Raw genomic sequence first — 17,013 nt, forward strand, 5'->3', positions numbered from 1 at the left:
AAGTATCCATCCCCCCCCTCCTCCCCCTCCCCCCCCCCCCCCCCCTCCTCCCCCCCCCCCCCCCCCCCCCCCCCCCCCCCCCCCCCCCCCCCCCCGCGCCGCCGTACGGCCAAGGTGCCACCGACCCCCAGCGCCAGCCCCGCCCCGAGCCCCACGGCCGCCCAGCGCAGGTCCTCCGAAGGGCCGCCCCCCGGCGCGGCGGGCGCGGCCCCGAACAGTCCGCTGTCGTCCAACCGCTCGAAGGCGTCCTTGGACACCCGCCGCCAGCGGATGTCGTCGTCGGTCACGTCCGGCGCCGGATCCGAGCGCACCCAGGCCGACCCGTCCTCCGCCAGGAACACCTGGTCCTGCCGCTCGATGGCCACGTCACCGCCCGGCGCCCGCCGCGTGTAGGGCCACCCCCCGATCCCGGTCAGCGCCCACACCACCGTGGCCCGCGCCCGCGGGTACCGGCCCCACTGCCACGCCTCGGGGACCCGCTCGGTGCGCGTCTCCGTCGGCGCCAGCAACTGCCACAGCAGCGCGAACTGCCGGTCGCCCGAGCGTAACGTCGTCGTACGGCCCGAATCGCCGGCCACCACCAGCGCCAGATCGGGTATGTCCCCGCTCATGGCCCTGGCCGACGGTGCCGCCCCGCCCAGCGCCACCACCGTCACCAGCGCCGCCACCAGCCCGCCGAGCCCGCGCATGCGACCCCCCTGAATTGTCATGTCCTTTGTTATCCCGTCGCGGGACGATCCGATCACACCTGTTTCCGGCCAGTTCCAGCCCGGGCCCCCGGACCTGAGAGAATGGTGAACATGGCCTCCGACAGTCCTCGCGTGCTTTCCGGCATCCAGCCCACCGCCGGCTCGTTCCACCTCGGCAACTACCTCGGCGCCGTCCGCCAGTGGGTGGCCCTGCAGGAGACCCACGACGCGTTCTACATGGTCGTCGACCTGCACGCGATCACGATCCCGCAGGACCCCGCGGACCTGCGTGCCAACACCCGCCTGGCCGCCGCCCAGCTCCTCGCGGCCGGACTCGACCCGGAGCGGTGCACGCTCTTCGTCCAGAGTCACGTCCCCGAGCACGCCCAGCTCGCCTGGGTCATGAACTGCCTCACCGGCTTCGGCGAGGCCAGCCGCATGACCCAGTTCAAGGACAAGTCCGCCAAGCAGGGCGCCGACCGTGCGAGCGTCGGCCTGTTCACGTACCCGATCCTCCAGGTCGCCGACATCCTGCTGTACCAGGCGCACGAGGTGCCGGTCGGTGAGGACCAGCGCCAGCACGTCGAGCTGACCCGCGACCTGGCCACGCGTTTCAACGGCCGCTTCGGCGAGACCTTCACGGTCCCCAAGCCGTACATCCTCAAGGAGACGGCGAAGATCTACGACCTGCAGGACCCGTCGATCAAGATGAGCAAGTCGGCGTCCACGCCGAAGGGCCTGATCAACCTGCTGGACGACCCGAAGACCACCGCGAAGAAGGTCAGGAGCGCGGTCACCGACACGGACACCGTGATCCGCTACGACGTGGAGCGGAAGCCGGGCATCAGCAACCTGCTGACGATCCACTCGACCCTCACCGGGACCCCGATCGCGGACCTGGAGCAGAGGTACGAGGGCAAGGGCTACGGCGCGCTCAAGACGGACCTCGCCGAGATCATGGTCGAGTTCGTGACGCCGTTCCGGGAGCGCACCCAGCAGTACCTGGACGACCCCGAGACGCTCGACTCCATCCTGGCCAAGGGTGCGGAGAAGGCCCGCGCCGTCGCCGCGGAGACGCTGGCGCAGGCCTACGACAAGGTGGGCTTCCTCCCCGCCAAGCACTGACACCGGCACCACGCGTACCGTGCGCCGGCACCGGCGCGTACCGGCGCACGGACGCGTCACCGCCAAGAGCGCTGTACATCACTGCGGTTGCGCCTGCCTCCGGGGCGGTCGTGGCCGTACAGTCGATAGCCGGACGGCTGTGCACGAATCCGACACGACGACGAGAGGGAGACGACGTGGGGACCGTAACGATCGGTGTGTCGATCGCGGTCCCGGAGCCTCACGGCAGCGAGCTCCAGGAGCTGCGCGCGGGCTTCGGCGACGCCGCGGCGCGCTGCATTCCCACCCACGTCACCCTGCTGCCGCCGACGGAGGTGGACTCCTCGGAGCTGACCGCGATCGAGGCGCACCTCGTCGACGTGGCGGCGGCCGGGCGCCCGTTCCCGATGCGGCTGGCCGGCACGGGCACGTTCCGGCCCCTGTCTCCGGTGGTGTACGTGAAGGTCGTCGAGGGCGCCGAGGAGTGCGCCCGGCTGCAGCGGCAGGTCCGGGACCCCTCCGGTCCGGTGGCGCGCGACCTGCTGTTCCCGTACCACCCGCACGTCACGGTGGCGCACGGCATCGACGACGCGGCGATGGACCGGGCGTACGAGGAGCTGGCGGACTACGCGGCCCAGTGGCCCTGCACCGGCTTCGCGCTGTACGAGCAGGGCGCTGACGACGTCTGGCGCAAGCTGCGGGAGTTCCCCTTCGGCAGCGCGGTCGTACCGCCGCAGGCGGCGGCCCCGGCCGAGGACGCCACCCTGCCGACTCTCTAGCCCTCCGACTCCCCGGTACTCCGGACCACTAGAGGGGCAGCCGCCGGAACAGCGGTCGGGGAAGGTGCCGCAGGGCGGCCATGACCAGCCGCAGGACGCCGGGGACCCACACCACCTCCGACCCTCTGCGCAGTCCCAGCTCGATCGCCGTGGCGACCTCCTCGGGCGTGGTGGAGAGCGGCTCCGGTTCCCGGGCCGCCGTGCCGCGCGTGCGGACCTGCCCGGGACGTACCACCATGACGTGCGCGCCCGTGCCGTACAGCGCGTCGCCCAGGCCCTGCGCGAACACGTCGAGCCCGGCCTTGGCGGACCCGTAGAGGAAGTCCCGGCGGCGGGCGCGCTCCCCGGCGGCCGACGAGAGCACCACCAGCGGGCCGTGCCCCTGCGCCTGGAGTTCCCTCGCGCACACCAGCCCCGCCGTGACCGCGCCCGTGTAGTTGGTCTGGGCGACGCGTGCCGCGGCCATGGGGTCGCGTTCGTCGGTCGCCTGGTCGCCGAGCACGCCGAACGCGAGCAGCACCAGGTCGATCTCGCCCTCCGCGAAGACCTTGCCGAGCGCGGTCTCGTGCGCCTCGGGTTCGAGGGCGTCGAAGGCGACGGTACGGGTGTCGGCGCCCAGCCCCCGCAGGTGCTCGGCGGCGGCATCCAGCCCGGGGGAGGGCCGCCCCGCCAGCCATACGGTGCGGGCCCGGCGGGCGATCAGCCGGCGGGCGGTGGCCAGGGCGATCTCCGACGTGCCGCCCAGGATCAGCAGGGACCGGGGCAGACGGTGGGCGTCCTTCTTGGCAGGCATGACCGTGACCGTATCGCCACAAAACAGGCATACCCTCTCAATATCTCTGCTCTCGGCGGCTCCTCACTGAAATGGGTGATGCGGGGAAGCCGGATACAGACCGCGGCAGCGGGTACAGACCGGATTCAGGAGGGGAGGGTCGGACCATGGACTGGCTGAAGCGACTCCCCGGCATCGGGCCGCTGGTCACGCGCCTCATGACCACGCACGCCTGGCGCTCCTACGAACGCCTGGACCGCGTGAACTGGGCCCGGCTCGCCGCCGCCATGACGTTCGTCAGCTTCGTGGCGCTCTTCCCACTGCTCACCGTCGCCGCCGCGATCGGTGCCGCGACCCTCAGCCAGGCACAGCAGAACACCCTGCAGAAGAAGGTCGCCGAGCAGGTCCCCGGGATCTCCGCCCAGCTCGACATCCACGGCCTGGTGCAGAACGCCGGTACCGTCGGCGTGATCGCCGGCGCCGCGCTGCTGTTCACCGGCCTGGGATGGGTGGACCAGATGCGGGGCTGCCTGCGCGCCGTGTGGGAACTGCCCGACGACCCGGCGAACCCCGTGGTCCGCAAGCTCAAGGACGGCCTGGTGCTGGTCGGGCTCGGCGGCGCGGTCGTCGTCACCTTCGCCACGTCCACCGTCGCCACCGCCCTGGTCGACTGGATGGCCGGTCCGCTCGGCCTGGACCGGGGCGGCTGGGGCAGCGTGCTGCTGCGGATCGCCGCCCTCGCCGTCTCCGTCCTCGCCGACTTCCTGGTCCTTCTCTACGTGCTCACCCTGCTGCCCGGCGTGGAACCGGGGCGGCGCCGGCTGCTGGTCGCCGCCCTGATCGGCGCGGTCGGCTTCGAACTGCTCAAGCTGCTGCTCAGCGGCTACATCCAGGGCGTCGCCTCGAAGAGCATGTACGGCGCATTCGGGGTGCCGGTCGCGCTGCTGCTGTGGATCAACTTCACCTCCAAGCTCGTGCTGTTCTGCGCCGCCTGGACGGCGACGCCGAGCAAGGAGGCGGAACAGGTCAGGGACGGGTCCGGCGACGCACCAGATCGGGCAGCGGCCAGCGGCGGTTCACCAGGAACACCCCCGCGCCCAGCAGCACCAGAAGGCCGGCCGTGAGGGCGAGCGCCACGCCCACCCCGCTGGAGCCGCCCTGCCGCACCGAGGCGGCCACCGGCTTGCCTGACCGGTCGGCGGCCGCCGGCGACGGCGTCGTGCCGGCCTCGGCGCCCGTGGTCGCGCCCCTCGGCGGAACCAGCTCGCCCACCGGGGTCACCTTGCCGGCCGCGCCGAAGCCCCAGTCGAGCAGCCGGGCGGCCTCCTTGTAGACCTCGTTGTGGTCGTGCTTCTCCGGGTTCATGACCGTCACCAGCAGCACCCTGCCGTTGCGCTCGGCGACCCCCGTGAAGGTCGCGCCCGCGTTGGTGGTGTTGCCGTTCTTCACACCGGCGATGCCCCGGTACGGGGTCACGTCGTAGTCGCCGGCCAGCAGCCGGTTGGTGTTCTGGATCGTGGCCCCGCCCGGGAGCTTGGCCCGCACCGTCGAGCAGTAGTCGCGGAAGTCCTTCTTCTGCAGGCCGGAGCGGGCGATCAGGGTGAGGTCGTACGCGGACGAGACCTGCCCCTGGGCGTCGTAGCCGTCCGGGCTGACGACGTGGGTGTCGAGGGCCTGGAGCTCGTCGGCGTGCGCCTGCATGTCCTTGACGGTCTGCGGGACGCCGCCGTTCATGGCGGCGAGCGTGTGGACGGCGTCGTTGCCCGACCGCAGGAAGACACCGAGCCACAGATCATGGACCGTGTACGTCGCTCCGACCTTTATGGGGACGATGCTCGACCCGTCGCCCATGCCGTCCAGATCGGAGGCGACCACCTTGTGCGTCTCGCCCGCCGGAAACTTCGGCAGCACGGTGTCCGCGAACAGCATCTTCAGCGTGCTCGCCGGGGGCAGCCGCCAGTGCGCGTTGTGGGCGGCGAGAACGTCGCCGGACTCGGCGTCGGCGACGATCCAGGAGCGTGCCGTGAGGTCCTTCGGCAGCACCGGGGCGCCGCTGCCGAGGTTCACCTGGGTCCCCGGCCTGCCCAGCCGCTCCCCGCCGACCGCCGACATCGCGGCCGGAGGTGTGGCCGAGGGCGACGCGGCCGGGGTCTTCGGGGCCGCCGACGCGGTCCCGGGAGCGGCGAGGGAGAGGGACAACACGACGGCGGAGGCGACCGGCAGGCGGCGCCCGGCGATCTTCTTCAAGGCGGACACGACCGCGAAGGTACCGGGCGCGGAGGGGGAAGTCCCGTCACATCCCGGTCGTCGCCGCGCACCCCGGGGCGAGCCGCCCCCGACGACCCGCGATACTGACCGTATGAAGCTCAGCCGCCCCATCTCCTGGTTCCTGCTCGCCTTCGGGGTGTGGAGCTGGGTCATCTGGATCACTTTCGTCAAGAACCTCTGGAAGGACGGCAGCGGACTCGCGTTCGACGACGCGGGGAATCCGACGGCGTACTTCTGGGTGCACCTGACGCTCGCCGTCGTCTCCTTTGTCCTTGGGACCGTCATCGGTGTCCTTGGGTTGCGCGGACTGCGCGCGCTGCGGCGAACGTCATAGCGGGGCGGGGACAAGACGGTGGTCGTCGTCTTGGCGCTCGTCGCCCTCGCCGCGCTCGTGGCCCTGCACTGGTACGCGTGGCGCCGGCTGGTCCGCGACACGACCCGCGGCCCGGGTCTCGCCCGCCGCACCGGCACGGCGGTGCTCGTGGCCGGACCGGTGCTGATGGCCGCGGCCCTGGTCGCCGAGCGCGCCGGTGCCCCTTCTGGCTGCAGCGGGTGCTCGGCTGGCCCGGGTTCCTGTGGATGGCGCTGACGCTGTACCTGCTGCCGGCACTGGTGGCCGGGGAGTTGGTACGACCGTTGGTGCGGCGCCAGGCGGAGCGCGGGGCGCGAGCCGAGGAGACGGCACCGGTACCGGCGCCCGTGCCGGCGGGAGCGGTGCCGCCGGAGCCGGAGACGGAGCCGGACGAGCCGGAGACGGAGACGGACTCCGCGCCTGCGCGGGAACACTCCGCCCCGTCCCGGCGGCTGTTCGTCTCCCGGGTCGTCGGCGGCGCGGTGGCCACGGCCGCGGTCGGCACGGTGGGCTACGGAACCTACGGCGTCCTGCGCGGCCCCGCCGTGAAGCGGGTCACGGTGCCGCTGGCCAGACTGCCGCGCGCGGCGCACGGCTTCCGGATCGCGGTGGTCAGCGACATCGGCGGCCGGCTCTGGCCGGGCAACTTCGTCGCGGCCGCGGCCAACCCCACGGTCGCCGGCCTGGACCGCTACGGCGACACCCAGCTCTACGTGTCCCGGGGCGCCGGGGCCTGGGGGCCGCCGACACGGGTGGGCGCCCCGTCGGACATCACGGTCATCGAACTGGCCTCCCGCCAGGCCTGACAGGTGGCCGAAATCTTACGGAAACAACCCCTCGGTAAGTTCTTTCTCATCTCAACAAACCACTCTTCCCCCTGCTGAAACACTGTGATTGGGTGATCCTCACCACGGGGGAGTGGTATGCGCTGAGGGCCTGGGGAGGGGCGCCGATGCGATCGCTTCGCATACGGATTCTCGCGGCTTTGCTGGTGCTGGCGGGCGTGGGAGTGGGCGGGTGGCAGTTGCTGCCGGCCAAGGAGAACACCGACAGGACCATCACGGTCGGGACGACGGACGCCGTCACGTCGCTCGATCCGGCGGGCGCCTATGACGCCGGGTCCTGGGCGTTGTTCAGCAGCGTTTTCCAGTCGCTGCTGACCTTCGAACCCGGCGGTGTCGAACCGGTGCCGGACGCCGCACAGAGCTGCGGCTTCGTCGGCACGGACCTGAAGACGTACCGCTGCACGCTGCGCAAGGACATCACGTTCCCCAGCGGGCGCACCATGACCGCGGAGGACGTCAAGTACTCCTTCGACCGGGTCAAGCGCATCAACTCCGACGTCGGTCCCGCGACCCTGCTCGACACCCTCCGCTCGGTGGACGCCGGCGGACTGACCGTCACCTTCCATCTGTCCACGCCGGACGCGACCTTCCCGTTCAAGGTGGCCACCGGCGCCGGCTCCATCGTCGACCGCACCAAGTACCCGCAGGACAAGCTGCGCACCGACGACGGTGCCGACGGGACCGGGCCGTACACCCTGACGTCGTACACGAAGGACGACAAGGCCGTCCTCGCCCCCAACAAGCACTACGAGGGCGACGTCAAGAACACCGGCCGGCCCATCGAGCTGCGGTACTACGCCGACCCCGGCGCCCTGGAGAAGGCCTGGAAGGCGAAGGACGTCGACGTCGCCACCCGCCAGCTCCCGCCCTCCGTGCTCGCTGGCCTCTCGCCGAGCGACCCCGGCCAGCGCGTCACCGAGGCCGACAGCGCGGAGATCCGCAACCTCGTCCTGAACACCTCCGCCGGCTCACCGCTGCACGACCGCCGGGTCCGCCAGGCCATCGCCTCGGTTATCGACCGCGAGGAACTGGTCAGCACCGTGTACGCGGGGACGACGGACCCGCTGTACTCGCTGATCCCGGCGGGCATCACGGGCCACACCACCTCGTTCTTCGACGACTACCCCAAGCCCGACGCCAAGAAGGCCCGCGCCCTGCTCACCGCCGCGGGCGTGAGCGTGCCCGTCCACTTCACCTACGGCTACGCGCAGGGCCGTGGTGCCGCCGCCGAGGAGGCCGCCGACCTCAAGCGGCAACTGGAGGCGACCGGGCTGTTCGAGGTGGACGTCAAGGGTTACGAGTGGACGGACTTCCAGAAGCGGTACGCGAGCGGAAAGCTCGACGCGTGGGCCATCGGCTGGGTCGCCGACTTTCCCGACCCCGACACCTTCACGGCACCGCTCATCGGCACCGGCAACAGCATGAAGAACGGCTACAGCAACAAGGACGTCGACAGCCTGATCGCGGACAGCCGGCGCTACTCCGACCGCAGCCGGACCGCCGACGACTTCCAGCACGTCCAGCAGATCGTGGCGCAGGACGTCCCGCTGATCCCGCTGTGGCAGCGCAAGGAGTACGTGGTCAGCAGCGGGGACGTCGGCGGCGGCCAGTATCTGACGGACGGTACGGGCGTCTTCCGTCTCTGGCGGCTGACCTGGATCTGACCCGCCGCCACCTCGATCCACCAGGCGCCCCCGGCTTCTGTGACCGGGAGCGCCTCGGGCATGATGACCAGGCTCATTTTCGTCTTGTCGCATCTTCGCGGGGGTTTCCCGCAGTCGGTCCCAGGAGCAGTCCTTGAGCCAGCAGCCGCAGCAGCCCGGCCCCTACGGTTACGGGTACCCGAACCAGCCCCCCGGCCCGCCCCCGGGATACCCGCAGTACGGGTATGCGCCCGGTGCCGTGCCGCCCGGGATGTACACCGGTGACCCCGCCGCCCCGTACGGCTACGACCCCTACGGCCGCCCGTACTCCGACAAGTCGAAGGTCGTCGCCGGTGTGCTGCAGTTCGTCCTCGGCTCCTTCGGCGTCGGGCGCTTCTACATCGGCAACGTGGGGCTCGGCCTCGCGCAGCTCTTCACCTGCGGCGGCCTCGGCATCTGGGCGCTGATCGACGGCATCATCCTGCTGACGGGAAGCGACCAGACCGACGCCCAGGGCCGCGTGCTGCGCGGCTGAGGCACCGGTGTCCCTCCCCTCCGCGCTGCGCCACCCGGCGGCCGCGCCCCTGGCGGTACTGGCCGCCGGGGCGGTCGGCGCCGCCTACCTGTACGACACCGATCCGCACCAGCCCGGGCACCTCCTGCCCCAGTGCCCCTTCCGGCTCCTCACGGGCCTGCTCTGTCCCGCCTGCGGCGGCACCCGCATGGTGTACGACCTGATGCACGGTCACTTCGCCGAGGCGTGGCTCGACAACAGGGCGTTGCTGCTCGCCTCTCCGTACGCCCTCGCCCTGCTGGGCCGTTGGGCCGTCGAAGGGCTGCGCGGCCGTCGCTGGCACCCGCAGTTGAGCGCGCGGGCACAGGTGCTGGTCCTGGGGCTGGCGGTGGCGTGGACGGTCGTCCGTAACGTCTTCTGACGGGCGGGAGTTGAGCCGGGACGGCTGGATGTGTCGGTCGTGTGGCCGGATTTGATCACGGAACAGAAACGATCATTCACATCCTCTCCCCCTCTTGCGCTCTCTCTCCCTAAGCTCCCAGCTCGCAGGGGGACGACGACAGAAGATCTCCGACCGGATCCCGGTCGGTCCTTTCCATCCATCTTCGTGACGGGATTCCTCCTGGCCATTTTCCGGAGTCAACCATTCCGGTTCTCCGTGATCCGCTCCACCACATCCAGGAGTCAGTTCCATGACCGTCCCCACCCCCGAGGCCCCCTACGGCGTCGACCCGCAGGGCCGCCCGTACTCCGACAAGTCCAAGATCGTCGCGGGCCTCCTGCAGATCTTCCTGGGCGGCCTCGGCATCGGCCGCTTCTACGTCGGCTCGGTCGGCGTGGGCATCGCCCAGCTCCTCACCTGCGGTGGCCTGGGCTTCTGGTCGCTGATCGACGGCATCCTGTTCCTGACCAGCAACGACCGCACGGACAAGCAGGGGCGGGTACTGCGGGGCTGAGGGGTGGGGCCTTACCGGTGTTACCGCTGCCCGGCCATGAGGAGCCTGGTGACGTCCAGGGTGACCTTTCCTCCGACGGAGTCGGGGAGTGTGACCAGCTCGCCGGCGATGTGAATGTGGTGCGTGGCGTAGTTGCCTCGGACCGGATCGGTGAGGACGTGGAGGCGTTGGTGCTGGCGGTCGATGATGACGTAGACCGGGATCTTCGCCTCGGCATAGTAGGCGACCTTGGTACGCAGATCGGTCTTCCAGTTGCTGGACGTGACTTCCATGACGAGGCGGAAGCAAGTCGGGTCGTAGCAGCTGTTCTCGACCAGGTGATCACGATAGTCGTCGTCGACCACTGACAGGTCGGGGATCACGTAGTCCTCCGCCCCGGTCGGCAGCCAGAGGCCGATGTTCGGTAGCGCTCGCACCAAGCCCAACTGCAGGAACGGTGCCGCGAAGAGCATGAGGGCCTCGGAGTGCGGGCCGTCTGGTGCCGGACTCAAGAGAAGCTGTCCTCCGATGATCTCGACGCGGCGACCCGGAAGACTCTCCATGATGAGATTCGCTTCGGCGATCAGCGGCCGTTCCTCGTGTGGCCGCTCGACGGCTGCTGCGGACATCAGGTGCCTCCCGTGGGCTGGTGTCGAGAGCATCATCGTAGGCCGGGCGACGCCCGTGCGTCCTTCGCAGCCACGTTCACCCGATGGTGTGGCATATGCCCGAGGGCCCCGTATCCAGCGGAAACGGGGCCCTCGGTGACGTACGGCGAGGAGACGTCAGAGGCGGCGGGTGATCAGCGCCCGCTTCACCTCCTGGATCGCCTTCGTGACCTCGATGCCGCGCGGGCAGGCGTCCGTGCAGTTGAACGTCGTGCGGCAGCGCCACACGCCGTCCTTGTCGTTCAGGATCTCCAGCCGCTGCTCGCCGGCCTCGTCACGCGAGTCGAAGATGAAGCGGTGCGCGTTGACGATGGCCGCCGGGCCGAAGTACTGGCCGTCGTTCCAGAACACCGGGCAGGAGGTCGTGCAGGCCGCGCACAGGATGCACTTCGTCGTGTCGTCGAAGCGCTCGCGGTCCTCGGCCGACTGCAGACGCTCGCGCGTCGGCTCGTTCGTCTCCTTGGTGATCAGGAACGGCATCACGTCCCGGTACGCCTGGAAGAACGGCTCCATGTCCACGACCAGGTCCTTCAGGACCGTCAGGCCCTTTATGGGCTCGATCGTGATCGGCTTCTCCGGGTTGATGTCCTTGATCAGCGTCTTGCACGCGAGGCGGTTCTTGCCGTTGATCCGCATGGCGTCCGAGCCGCAGATGCCGTGCGCGCAGGAGCGGCGGAAGGTCAGCGACCCGTCCAGGTCCCACTTGATCTTGTGCAGACCGTCGAGGACGCGCTCCTTGGGGTCGATCTCCAGCTGGAAGTCCTGCCAGGTCGCCTCGGAGGAGACCTCCGGGTTGAAGCGGCGGACGCGGAAGGTGACCGTGATGTAGGGGGACGCCGCCGAGCCCGAAGCGCTCGCCTCGGCCTTGTCCAGAACAGGGGTAGCCATCAGTACTTACGCTCCATCGGCTGGTAGCGGGTCTGGACGACCGGCTTGTAGTCGAGACGGATGGACTCGGTGCCGTCGTCGCCCACCTCGCGGTACGCCATGGTGTGGCGCATGAAGTTGACGTCGTCGCGGTTCGGGTAGTCCTCGCGGTAGTGGCCGCCGCGGGACTCCTTGCGGGCCAGCGCGGAGACCGCCATGACCTCGGCCAGGTCCAGCAGGTTGCCCAGCTCGATGGCCTCCAGCAGGTCCGTGTTGAACCGCTTGCCCTTGTCCTGGATCGCCACGTTCTTGTAGCGCTCCCTGAGCTCGGCGATCTTCTCGACCGCCGTCTTGATCGTCTGCTCGGTGCGGAACACCATGACGTTCGCGTCCATGGTCTCCTGCAGCTCCCGGCGCAGCTCCGCCACGCGCTCGTTGCCCGTGGAGTTGCGCAGCCGCTCGATCTGCGCGACGACGAAAGCCTCCGGGTTCTCCGGCAGCTCGACGAACTCCGCGGTCTGCGAGTACTCGGCGGCGGCGATACCCGCCCGCTTGCCGAACACGTTGATGTCCAGCAGCGAGTTGGTGCCGAGGCGGTTGGCGCCGTGCACCGACACGCAGGCGACCTCGCCGGCCGCGTACAGGCCCGGGACGACCGTGGTGTTGTCCGCGAGGACCTCGCCCTGGACGTTCGTCGGGATGCCGCCCATCGCGTAGTGCGCGGTCGGCTGGATCGGGATCGGGTCCGTGTACGGCTCGATGCCGAGGTACGTACGGGCGAACTCGGTGATGTCGGGCAGCTTGGCGTCGAGCTGCTCCGGCGGCAGGTGGGTGAGGTCCAGGTAGACGTGGTCGCCCTCGGGACCGCAGCCGCGGCCCTCGCGGATCTCCGTGTAGATCGAGCGGGAGACGACGTCACGGGAGGCGAGGTCCTTCATGACCGGCGCGTACTTCTCCATGAAGCGCTCGCCGTCCTTGTTGCGGAGGATGCCGCCCTCACCGCGCGCACCCTCGGTCAGGAGGATGCCCATGCGCCAGATGCCGGTCGGGTGGAACTGGAAGAACTCCATGTCCTCCAGCGGGATGCCCCGCCGGTACACCGCCGCCTGGCCGTCACCGGTCAGCGTGTGCGCGTTCGACGTCACCTTGAAGAACTTGCCGCAGCCGCCGGAGGCGTAGATCACGGCCTTCGCCTGGAAGATGTGGATCTCGCCGGTCGCCAGCTCGTACGCCACCACACCGGCGGAGCGCTTGACGCCGTCGACCTCGGTGATGAGCTGGTCCAGGACGTAGAACTCGTTGAAGAACTCCACACCCTCCTTCACGCAGTTCTGGTACAGCGTCTGGAGGATCATGTGGCCGGTGCGGTCGGCCGCGTAGCAGGAGCGGCGGACCGGGGCCTCGCCGTGGTTGCGGGAGTGACCGCCGAAGCGGCGCTGGTCGATCGTCCCGTTCGGCGTCCGGTTGAACGGCAGGCCCATCTTCTCCAGGTCGAGGACGGAGTCGATGGCCTCCTTCGCCAGGATCTCGGCGGCGTCCTGGTCGACCAGGTAGTCACCGCCCTTGACCGTGTCGAAGGTGTGCCACTCCCAGTTGTCCTCCTCCACGTTCGCGAGCGCGGCGGCCATGCCGCCCTGCGCGGCGCCCGTGTGGGAGCGGGTGGGGTAGAGCTTGGTCAGCACGGCCGTGCGGCTGCGCTTCGTCGACTCGATCGCGGCGCGCATGCCCGCACCGCCGGCGCCGACGATGACGGTGTCGTACTTGTGGATCTTCATGATTCTCGCAGCCCCGTGCCTAGCGGATGTTCGGGTCGAAGGTGAAGATCACCAGCGTGCCCAGCAGGATGGTCCACACCGTGGCGGTGTACAGCAGGCCCTTCAGCCACAGGCGTGTGTTCGTCCGCTCGGCGTAGTCGTTGATGACCGTACGCAGACCGTTGGCGCCGTGCAGCATCGCGAGCCACAGCATCAGCAGGTCCCAGACCTGCCACCACGGGGAGGCCCAGCGGCCGGCCACGAAGGCGAAGCCGATCTTGGAGACACCGCCGTCCAGCACGAGCTGGATCAGCAGGTGGCCGATGACCAGGACGACCAGCACGATGCCGGACAGGCGCATGAACAGCCAGCCGTACATCTCGAAGTTGCCGCGGGTCGACTTCGGGGTCTTCTTCGTCCGCTTGCGGGGCGGCTCGATGACCGGCGCCGGGTTGTCGACGTCGTACAGCGGGGCACCCTCGACGGGGCCGATGCCGGAGGCGGTGGATTCAGTGGTGGACATGCGCGTCAGCTCCCGAAGAGTTCACGAGCGGCGTGGCCGAGGACGGGGTAGATCGCCCCGAGCATCAGCACGACCCAGACACCGACGACGGTCCAGAGCATCTGCTTCTGGTAGCGCGGGCCCTTCGACCAGAAGTCGACCGCGATGACGCGGAGGCCGTTGAGCGCGTGGAAGAGGATGGCGGCGACGAGGCCGTACTCGAGAATCGCGACGATCGGTGTCTTGTACGTGGCCACGACCTTGTCGTAGGCCTCGGGGGAGACACGGACGAGTGCGGTGTCCAGCACGTGTACGAACAGGAAGAAGAAGATGAGGACGCCGGTGACTCGGTGAGCCACCCAGGACCACATTCCTTCCCGGCCGCGGTACAGCGTTCCAGCCGGCACGGAAGAACCCTCCGGGAGCGGGGACTAGGGCCGCGCCGGCTTTCTGTGTCGGTCGGGCCCGGCCGGGTACGGTCCACCGGCCCCCAGCATGGTAGCGACGGTTGCCTGCGGCGCTTACGGGGGGCCTGCCGGTGTGATCAATCAGGCACTCAAACGAGCACGGATGGCTTATCGACCGGGTGGCTTACCGGGGTGGGCGCTGTGGGTTTCTGCCGGGTGCAGACGGTTTGCGGTTGTTCGCGCCTGCGCAGCGGGGCCGTATGTCGTCACGGCCCCACGCTCCTATGGGGCGCGGTCCGGCACGGGTTGGCCGGGAAAGTCCCGTACCGAACGGATCAGCCTGCCCCTCGCCAGGCGGCGCAGTTCCTCTGTCGCCAGGAGCCGTTCCTCTTCGGGATCGTTGGCCAATCGTGATCGGATGCCCGCGAGGAGCTGGTCCAGCAGCTCGTCCGGGGCCACGTCGTCCAGACAGATGATGAACACATGCCCGAATTTGCTCTCGTATGCCGCGTGTGCCGCGCTCAGAGCGGTGTGGGCCGCTGAGTACATGCCGTCCGGGAGCGCGGTGAGGGACTCGCCGGCCAGGGCTTCGGCGAGGTCCGCGGGGGTGAGGTCGTAGGTCGCCTCGTCGGCCGCGGCGAGCAGGGAGTCCAGGTCCGGGTAGGGGCGGTGCTCGGCGACGCGGTGGGCCCAGCGCAGGCTGCGGCAGCAGGGGAGCAGGGCGCGCCGGGCGTCGTCGGCGGGTGCGCGGTTGAACCGCTCCAGGCCCGGGGCGGCCTCGGTGCGGTGGTGCGCCGGGAGAGCCGTGTGGCCGGGCAGGTGCGGGAGACGGTGCGCGGGCAGCGTGAGTCCTCGGCGGCTGGCGTGACGGCTCGTGCCCGTCACGTGCGGGTCGGCAGGGGATCGGGTGGGAAAGGCGCCGCCACGGTACCGACGGCGGTCGGGTCGACGTCCAGTCGCTGCCCGGATTTCACCCGGATGGGAGAGTTTCGGGGCCTCTCGTGGACACCTGGGACGGACGGGGGTCGTAGTTTCGGAAAGGAACGGTAAGGGGGCAGCGTGTGGAGGTGAGTGGCGTGCGGTCGAAGGTCGGGCGAATACCGATACGCAGGTGTGTACGTACGGGCATGGTGTGGCCGTGTCCCGGTGTCGAACGGAGCGTGGCCTGGTGACCGGCCACAGGCGGGTCCCCGAGGGGAAGACGCCCGCACGGCGCAGCAGGTTGCTCCTCGCGGGCGCCGGGATCGTGGTCGCGGGCGGTGTGGCGGCGGCCGTGACGCTGTGGCCCTCCGGCGGCGGATCGCCGAACGGGGCCGGGTCCTCGGTGGGCACGTCGGCGGCGTCCACGGGCTCCGCCCGCTCCGTCCCGTCCCGCTCCTACCCCCTGTCCCAGCCGCCCCGCACGATCCCCGCCGTGAGCCGGTTCACCGCCGCGCGGGGCCCGGGCTGGCGGCCCGCCGCCAAGGACCGGGTGGTCGTCGACAACCCGCAGCTCGCCGACGAGGGGCGGCTGCTCGCCGGGGAGCTGGGGATGGCGTACGGCGGACAGACCGGCGCCCGGGCCGGGGACGTGGAGCTGGGCCTGGCCGGCGGCGGCAACCAGGAGTCGTACACGCTGACCGTCGCGAACGGGCGGGTGAAGATCACCGGGCCCGGCGAGGCCGGCGTCTTCTACGGCACCCGCACCCTCAAGCAGGAGGTGCACGGCGGCGGCACCGCGCCCGAGGGCGTCGTGAACGACGCGCCCGCCAAGCCGCGGCGCGGGTTCATGCTCGACATCGCACGCAAGTACTACACGCCCGGCTGGATCGAGGACCGCATCCGCGAACTGGGCGACCTGAAGTACAACGAACTGGGTCTGCACTTCTCCGACGACCAGGGCTTCCGCATCGAGTCCTCCTCGCACCCGGAGATCGTCTCCAAGCAGCACCTCAGCAAGGCCGACGTGAAGAAGATCGTCGACCTCGCGGCGAGCCGGCACATCACCGTGGTGCCGGAGATCGACTCGCCCGGCCACCTGGGCGCCGTGATCGCCGCGCACCCGGACCTCCAGCTGCGCAACGCCTCCGGCGTCGCCGCGCAAGGCTCGGTGGACATCTCCAAGCCCGCGGCGGCCAAGATCGTCGACGACCTGCTCAACGAGTTCTCGGGCGTGTTCCCCGGCGCGTACTGGCACCTCGGCGGCGACGAGTACCTGGCGCTGATGGCGCGCGACCCGGCCACCTCCTACCCGCAGCTCGCCGCCGCCGCGCGGGCCCGGTTCGGACCCAAGGCCAACGTCGCGGACCTCACGACCGGCTGGCTGAACGACCGCGCGAACGTGATGCGCGGGCACGGCAGGACCATGCGCGCCTGGAACGACGGCTTCTACCGGTCGAGTTCCGTGCAGCCTGCGGGCGACCTCCAGGCCGCGTACTGGACCGGCAAGGAACTGGGCGCCCGGCCGCCGGCCGACTACCTGAGCGCGGGCCGCAAGGTCATCAACTACAACGACGAGTTCCTGTACTACGTGCTCGGCCAGCCGCAGACGTTCGTCTACCCGACCGGGCAGCGGATCTACGAACAGTGGACCCCGCGTGTGCTGCGCGGCACGACGGCGGTGCCCGCGCGCTACGACGGGCAGATCCTCGGCGGCGTCTTCGCCGTCTGGGGCGACCGCCCGAACGCCCAGACGCAGGACCAGGTGGCGGCCGGGATCCGGATGCCGCTGCGGGCGACGGCGCAGAAGCTGTGGGACTCGCGGACCCCGTCGCTGTCCTGGGCACAGTTCAAGACGCTGGCGGGCCGGCTGGGTTGATGTCGGCAGACCCCACGAGGGCCATGAGCCCGCCCCGGACCCGGCGCGTCGAGACGACGCCGGGTCCGGCCGGTCGACCGGACGCCGGGACCGGCTGGAACTTCCGGGACCGTATGG

General features: G+C 70.3%; 18 protein-coding genes and 1 pseudogene. 10 read left to right on the forward strand and 9 right to left on the reverse strand.

Annotated elements, in window-relative coordinates:
- A partial coding sequence (locus tag ACZ4SW_RS01810; RefSeq protein ID WP_468236502.1) for a hypothetical protein occupies positions 1 to 710 on the reverse strand: 710 nt, incomplete at its 3' end.
- Between the two features lie 90 nt (positions 711 to 800).
- Here ACZ4SW_RS01810 and trpS point away from each other — a divergent pair.
- Positions 801 to 1,814: a tryptophan--tRNA ligase gene (gene trpS, locus ACZ4SW_RS01815; RefSeq protein ID WP_468236504.1), complete on the forward strand. Its 1,014-nt coding sequence runs from the start codon at positions 801 to 803 to the stop codon at positions 1,812 to 1,814.
- 176 nt (positions 1,815 to 1,990) lie between these two features.
- Positions 1,991 to 2,572 (forward strand): 2'-5' RNA ligase family protein, encoded by a 582-nt coding sequence (locus ACZ4SW_RS01820; RefSeq protein ID WP_468236507.1) that lies wholly within the window; start codon positions 1,991 to 1,993, stop codon positions 2,570 to 2,572.
- Positions 2,573 to 2,600: 28 nt separating this feature from the next.
- Here the strand turns inward: ACZ4SW_RS01820 and ACZ4SW_RS01825 are convergent, their stop codons facing one another.
- Positions 2,601 to 3,365, reverse strand: coding sequence for a decaprenylphospho-beta-D-erythro-pentofuranosid-2-ulose 2-reductase (locus tag ACZ4SW_RS01825; RefSeq protein ID WP_468236510.1), 765 nt, complete (start codon positions 3,363 to 3,365; stop codon positions 2,601 to 2,603).
- A 146-nt stretch (positions 3,366 to 3,511) separates the two neighbouring features.
- Between ACZ4SW_RS01825 and ACZ4SW_RS01830 the strand changes: the two genes are divergently transcribed.
- Positions 3,512 to 4,468 (forward strand): YihY/virulence factor BrkB family protein, encoded by a 957-nt coding sequence (locus tag ACZ4SW_RS01830; protein WP_468236512.1) that lies wholly within the window; start codon positions 3,512 to 3,514, stop codon positions 4,466 to 4,468.
- On the opposite strand, the gene ACZ4SW_RS01835 is transcribed toward ACZ4SW_RS01830, so the two are convergent.
- Complete coding sequence (locus ACZ4SW_RS01835) at positions 4,371 to 5,600, reverse strand: D-alanyl-D-alanine carboxypeptidase family protein (RefSeq protein WP_468236515.1); 1,230 nt, start codon at positions 5,598 to 5,600, stop codon at positions 4,371 to 4,373. The two genes, ACZ4SW_RS01830 and ACZ4SW_RS01835, sit on opposite strands and share 98 nt — an antisense overlap.
- Before the next feature lie 103 nt (positions 5,601 to 5,703).
- Here ACZ4SW_RS01835 and ACZ4SW_RS01840 point away from each other — a divergent pair, with 103 nt between their 5' ends.
- The 6 genes and pseudogenes from ACZ4SW_RS01840 to ACZ4SW_RS01865 all read left to right on the forward strand — a co-directional run bounded on the left by ACZ4SW_RS01840 (position 5,704) and on the right by ACZ4SW_RS01865 (position 9,922).
- Complete coding sequence (locus tag ACZ4SW_RS01840) at positions 5,704 to 5,946, forward strand: SCO4848 family membrane protein (RefSeq protein ID WP_468236518.1); 243 nt, start codon at positions 5,704 to 5,706, stop codon at positions 5,944 to 5,946.
- Positions 5,947 to 5,964: 18 nt separating this feature from the next.
- A pseudogene (locus ACZ4SW_RS01845) lies at positions 5,965 to 6,770 on the forward strand (hypothetical protein).
- A 146-nt stretch (positions 6,771 to 6,916) separates the two neighbouring features.
- Positions 6,917 to 8,473 carry an ABC transporter substrate-binding protein gene (locus tag ACZ4SW_RS01850; protein WP_468236521.1) on the forward strand — a complete coding sequence of 519 codons (1,557 nt, stop codon included), beginning with the start codon at positions 6,917 to 6,919 and terminating at the stop codon, positions 8,471 to 8,473.
- 133 nt (positions 8,474 to 8,606) lie between these two features.
- On the forward strand, positions 8,607 to 8,987 hold the full coding sequence (locus ACZ4SW_RS01855) for a TM2 domain-containing protein (protein ID WP_468236524.1): 381 nt from the start codon (positions 8,607 to 8,609) through the stop codon (positions 8,985 to 8,987).
- Positions 8,988 to 8,994: 7 nt separating this feature from the next.
- The gene (locus ACZ4SW_RS01860) at positions 8,995 to 9,387 is read left to right on the forward strand and encodes a DUF2752 domain-containing protein (RefSeq protein WP_468236527.1); all 393 of its coding nucleotides are present in this window, start codon (positions 8,995 to 8,997) and stop codon (positions 9,385 to 9,387) included.
- 271 nt (positions 9,388 to 9,658) lie between these two features.
- A complete protein-coding gene (locus ACZ4SW_RS01865) occupies positions 9,659 to 9,922 on the forward strand; it encodes a TM2 domain-containing protein (protein WP_468236530.1) in 264 nt (87 codons plus the stop codon).
- A 20-nt stretch (positions 9,923 to 9,942) separates the two neighbouring features.
- On the opposite strand, the gene ACZ4SW_RS01870 is transcribed toward ACZ4SW_RS01865, so the two are convergent.
- The 6 genes from ACZ4SW_RS01870 to ACZ4SW_RS01895 all read right to left on the reverse strand — a co-directional run bounded on the left by ACZ4SW_RS01870 (position 9,943) and on the right by ACZ4SW_RS01895 (position 14,984).
- The gene (locus ACZ4SW_RS01870; protein ID WP_200418934.1) at positions 9,943 to 10,530 is read right to left on the reverse strand and encodes a Uma2 family endonuclease; all 588 of its coding nucleotides are present in this window, start codon (positions 10,528 to 10,530) and stop codon (positions 9,943 to 9,945) included.
- Between the two features lie 156 nt (positions 10,531 to 10,686).
- On the reverse strand, positions 10,687 to 11,457 hold the full coding sequence (locus ACZ4SW_RS01875) for a succinate dehydrogenase iron-sulfur subunit (protein WP_103837435.1): 771 nt from the start codon (positions 11,455 to 11,457) through the stop codon (positions 10,687 to 10,689).
- Positions 11,457 to 13,211, reverse strand: coding sequence for a succinate dehydrogenase flavoprotein subunit (sdhA, locus tag ACZ4SW_RS01880; RefSeq protein ID WP_468236533.1), 1,755 nt, complete (start codon positions 13,209 to 13,211; stop codon positions 11,457 to 11,459). Before sdhA ends, ACZ4SW_RS01875 begins: the two co-directional genes overlap by 1 nt.
- A 19-nt stretch (positions 13,212 to 13,230) precedes the next feature.
- Positions 13,231 to 13,713, reverse strand: coding sequence for a succinate dehydrogenase hydrophobic membrane anchor subunit (locus ACZ4SW_RS01885; RefSeq protein ID WP_468236536.1), 483 nt, complete (start codon positions 13,711 to 13,713; stop codon positions 13,231 to 13,233).
- 5 nt (positions 13,714 to 13,718) lie between these two features.
- Positions 13,719 to 14,099, reverse strand: coding sequence for a succinate dehydrogenase, cytochrome b556 subunit (sdhC, locus tag ACZ4SW_RS01890; protein ID WP_103837432.1), 381 nt, complete (start codon positions 14,097 to 14,099; stop codon positions 13,719 to 13,721).
- Between the two features lie 282 nt (positions 14,100 to 14,381).
- Positions 14,382 to 14,984 carry a 2-oxo-4-hydroxy-4-carboxy-5-ureidoimidazoline decarboxylase gene (locus tag ACZ4SW_RS01895; RefSeq protein WP_468236539.1) on the reverse strand — a complete coding sequence of 201 codons (603 nt, stop codon included), beginning with the start codon at positions 14,982 to 14,984 and terminating at the stop codon, positions 14,382 to 14,384.
- 337 nt (positions 14,985 to 15,321) lie between these two features.
- Between ACZ4SW_RS01895 and ACZ4SW_RS01900 the strand changes: the two genes are divergently transcribed.
- Positions 15,322 to 16,896, forward strand: coding sequence for a beta-N-acetylhexosaminidase (locus ACZ4SW_RS01900; RefSeq protein WP_468236700.1), 1,575 nt, complete (start codon positions 15,322 to 15,324; stop codon positions 16,894 to 16,896).
- The last annotated feature ends 117 nt before the right edge of the window (positions 16,897 to 17,013 follow it).

The sequence above is a fragment of the Streptomyces sp. NPDC028331 genome, assembly GCF_055565775.1.

What these genes read in the sequence shown, in the direction of transcription:
- trpS (WP_468236504.1), top strand. Translation starts at nt 801, where the DNA reads ATGGCCTCCGACAGTCCTCGCGTGCTTTCCGGCATCCAGCCCACCGCC.
- ACZ4SW_RS01825 (WP_468236510.1), bottom strand. Translation starts at nt 3,365, where the DNA reads ATGCCTGCCAAGAAGGACGCCCACCGTCTGCCCCGGTCCCTGCTGATC.
- ACZ4SW_RS01830 (WP_468236512.1), top strand. Translation starts at nt 3,512, where the DNA reads ATGGACTGGCTGAAGCGACTCCCCGGCATCGGGCCGCTGGTCACGCGC.
- ACZ4SW_RS01840 (WP_468236518.1), top strand. Translation starts at nt 5,704, where the DNA reads ATGAAGCTCAGCCGCCCCATCTCCTGGTTCCTGCTCGCCTTCGGGGTG.
- ACZ4SW_RS01850 (WP_468236521.1), top strand. Translation starts at nt 6,917, where the DNA reads ATGCGATCGCTTCGCATACGGATTCTCGCGGCTTTGCTGGTGCTGGCG.
- ACZ4SW_RS01865 (WP_468236530.1), top strand. Translation starts at nt 9,659, where the DNA reads ATGACCGTCCCCACCCCCGAGGCCCCCTACGGCGTCGACCCGCAGGGC.
- ACZ4SW_RS01870 (WP_200418934.1), bottom strand. Translation starts at nt 10,530, where the DNA reads ATGTCCGCAGCAGCCGTCGAGCGGCCACACGAGGAACGGCCGCTGATC.
- ACZ4SW_RS01875 (WP_103837435.1), bottom strand. Translation starts at nt 11,457, where the DNA reads ATGGCTACCCCTGTTCTGGACAAGGCCGAGGCGAGCGCTTCGGGCTCG.
- sdhA (WP_468236533.1), bottom strand. Translation starts at nt 13,211, where the DNA reads ATGAAGATCCACAAGTACGACACCGTCATCGTCGGCGCCGGCGGTGCG.
- ACZ4SW_RS01885 (WP_468236536.1), bottom strand. Translation starts at nt 13,713, where the DNA reads ATGTCCACCACTGAATCCACCGCCTCCGGCATCGGCCCCGTCGAGGGT.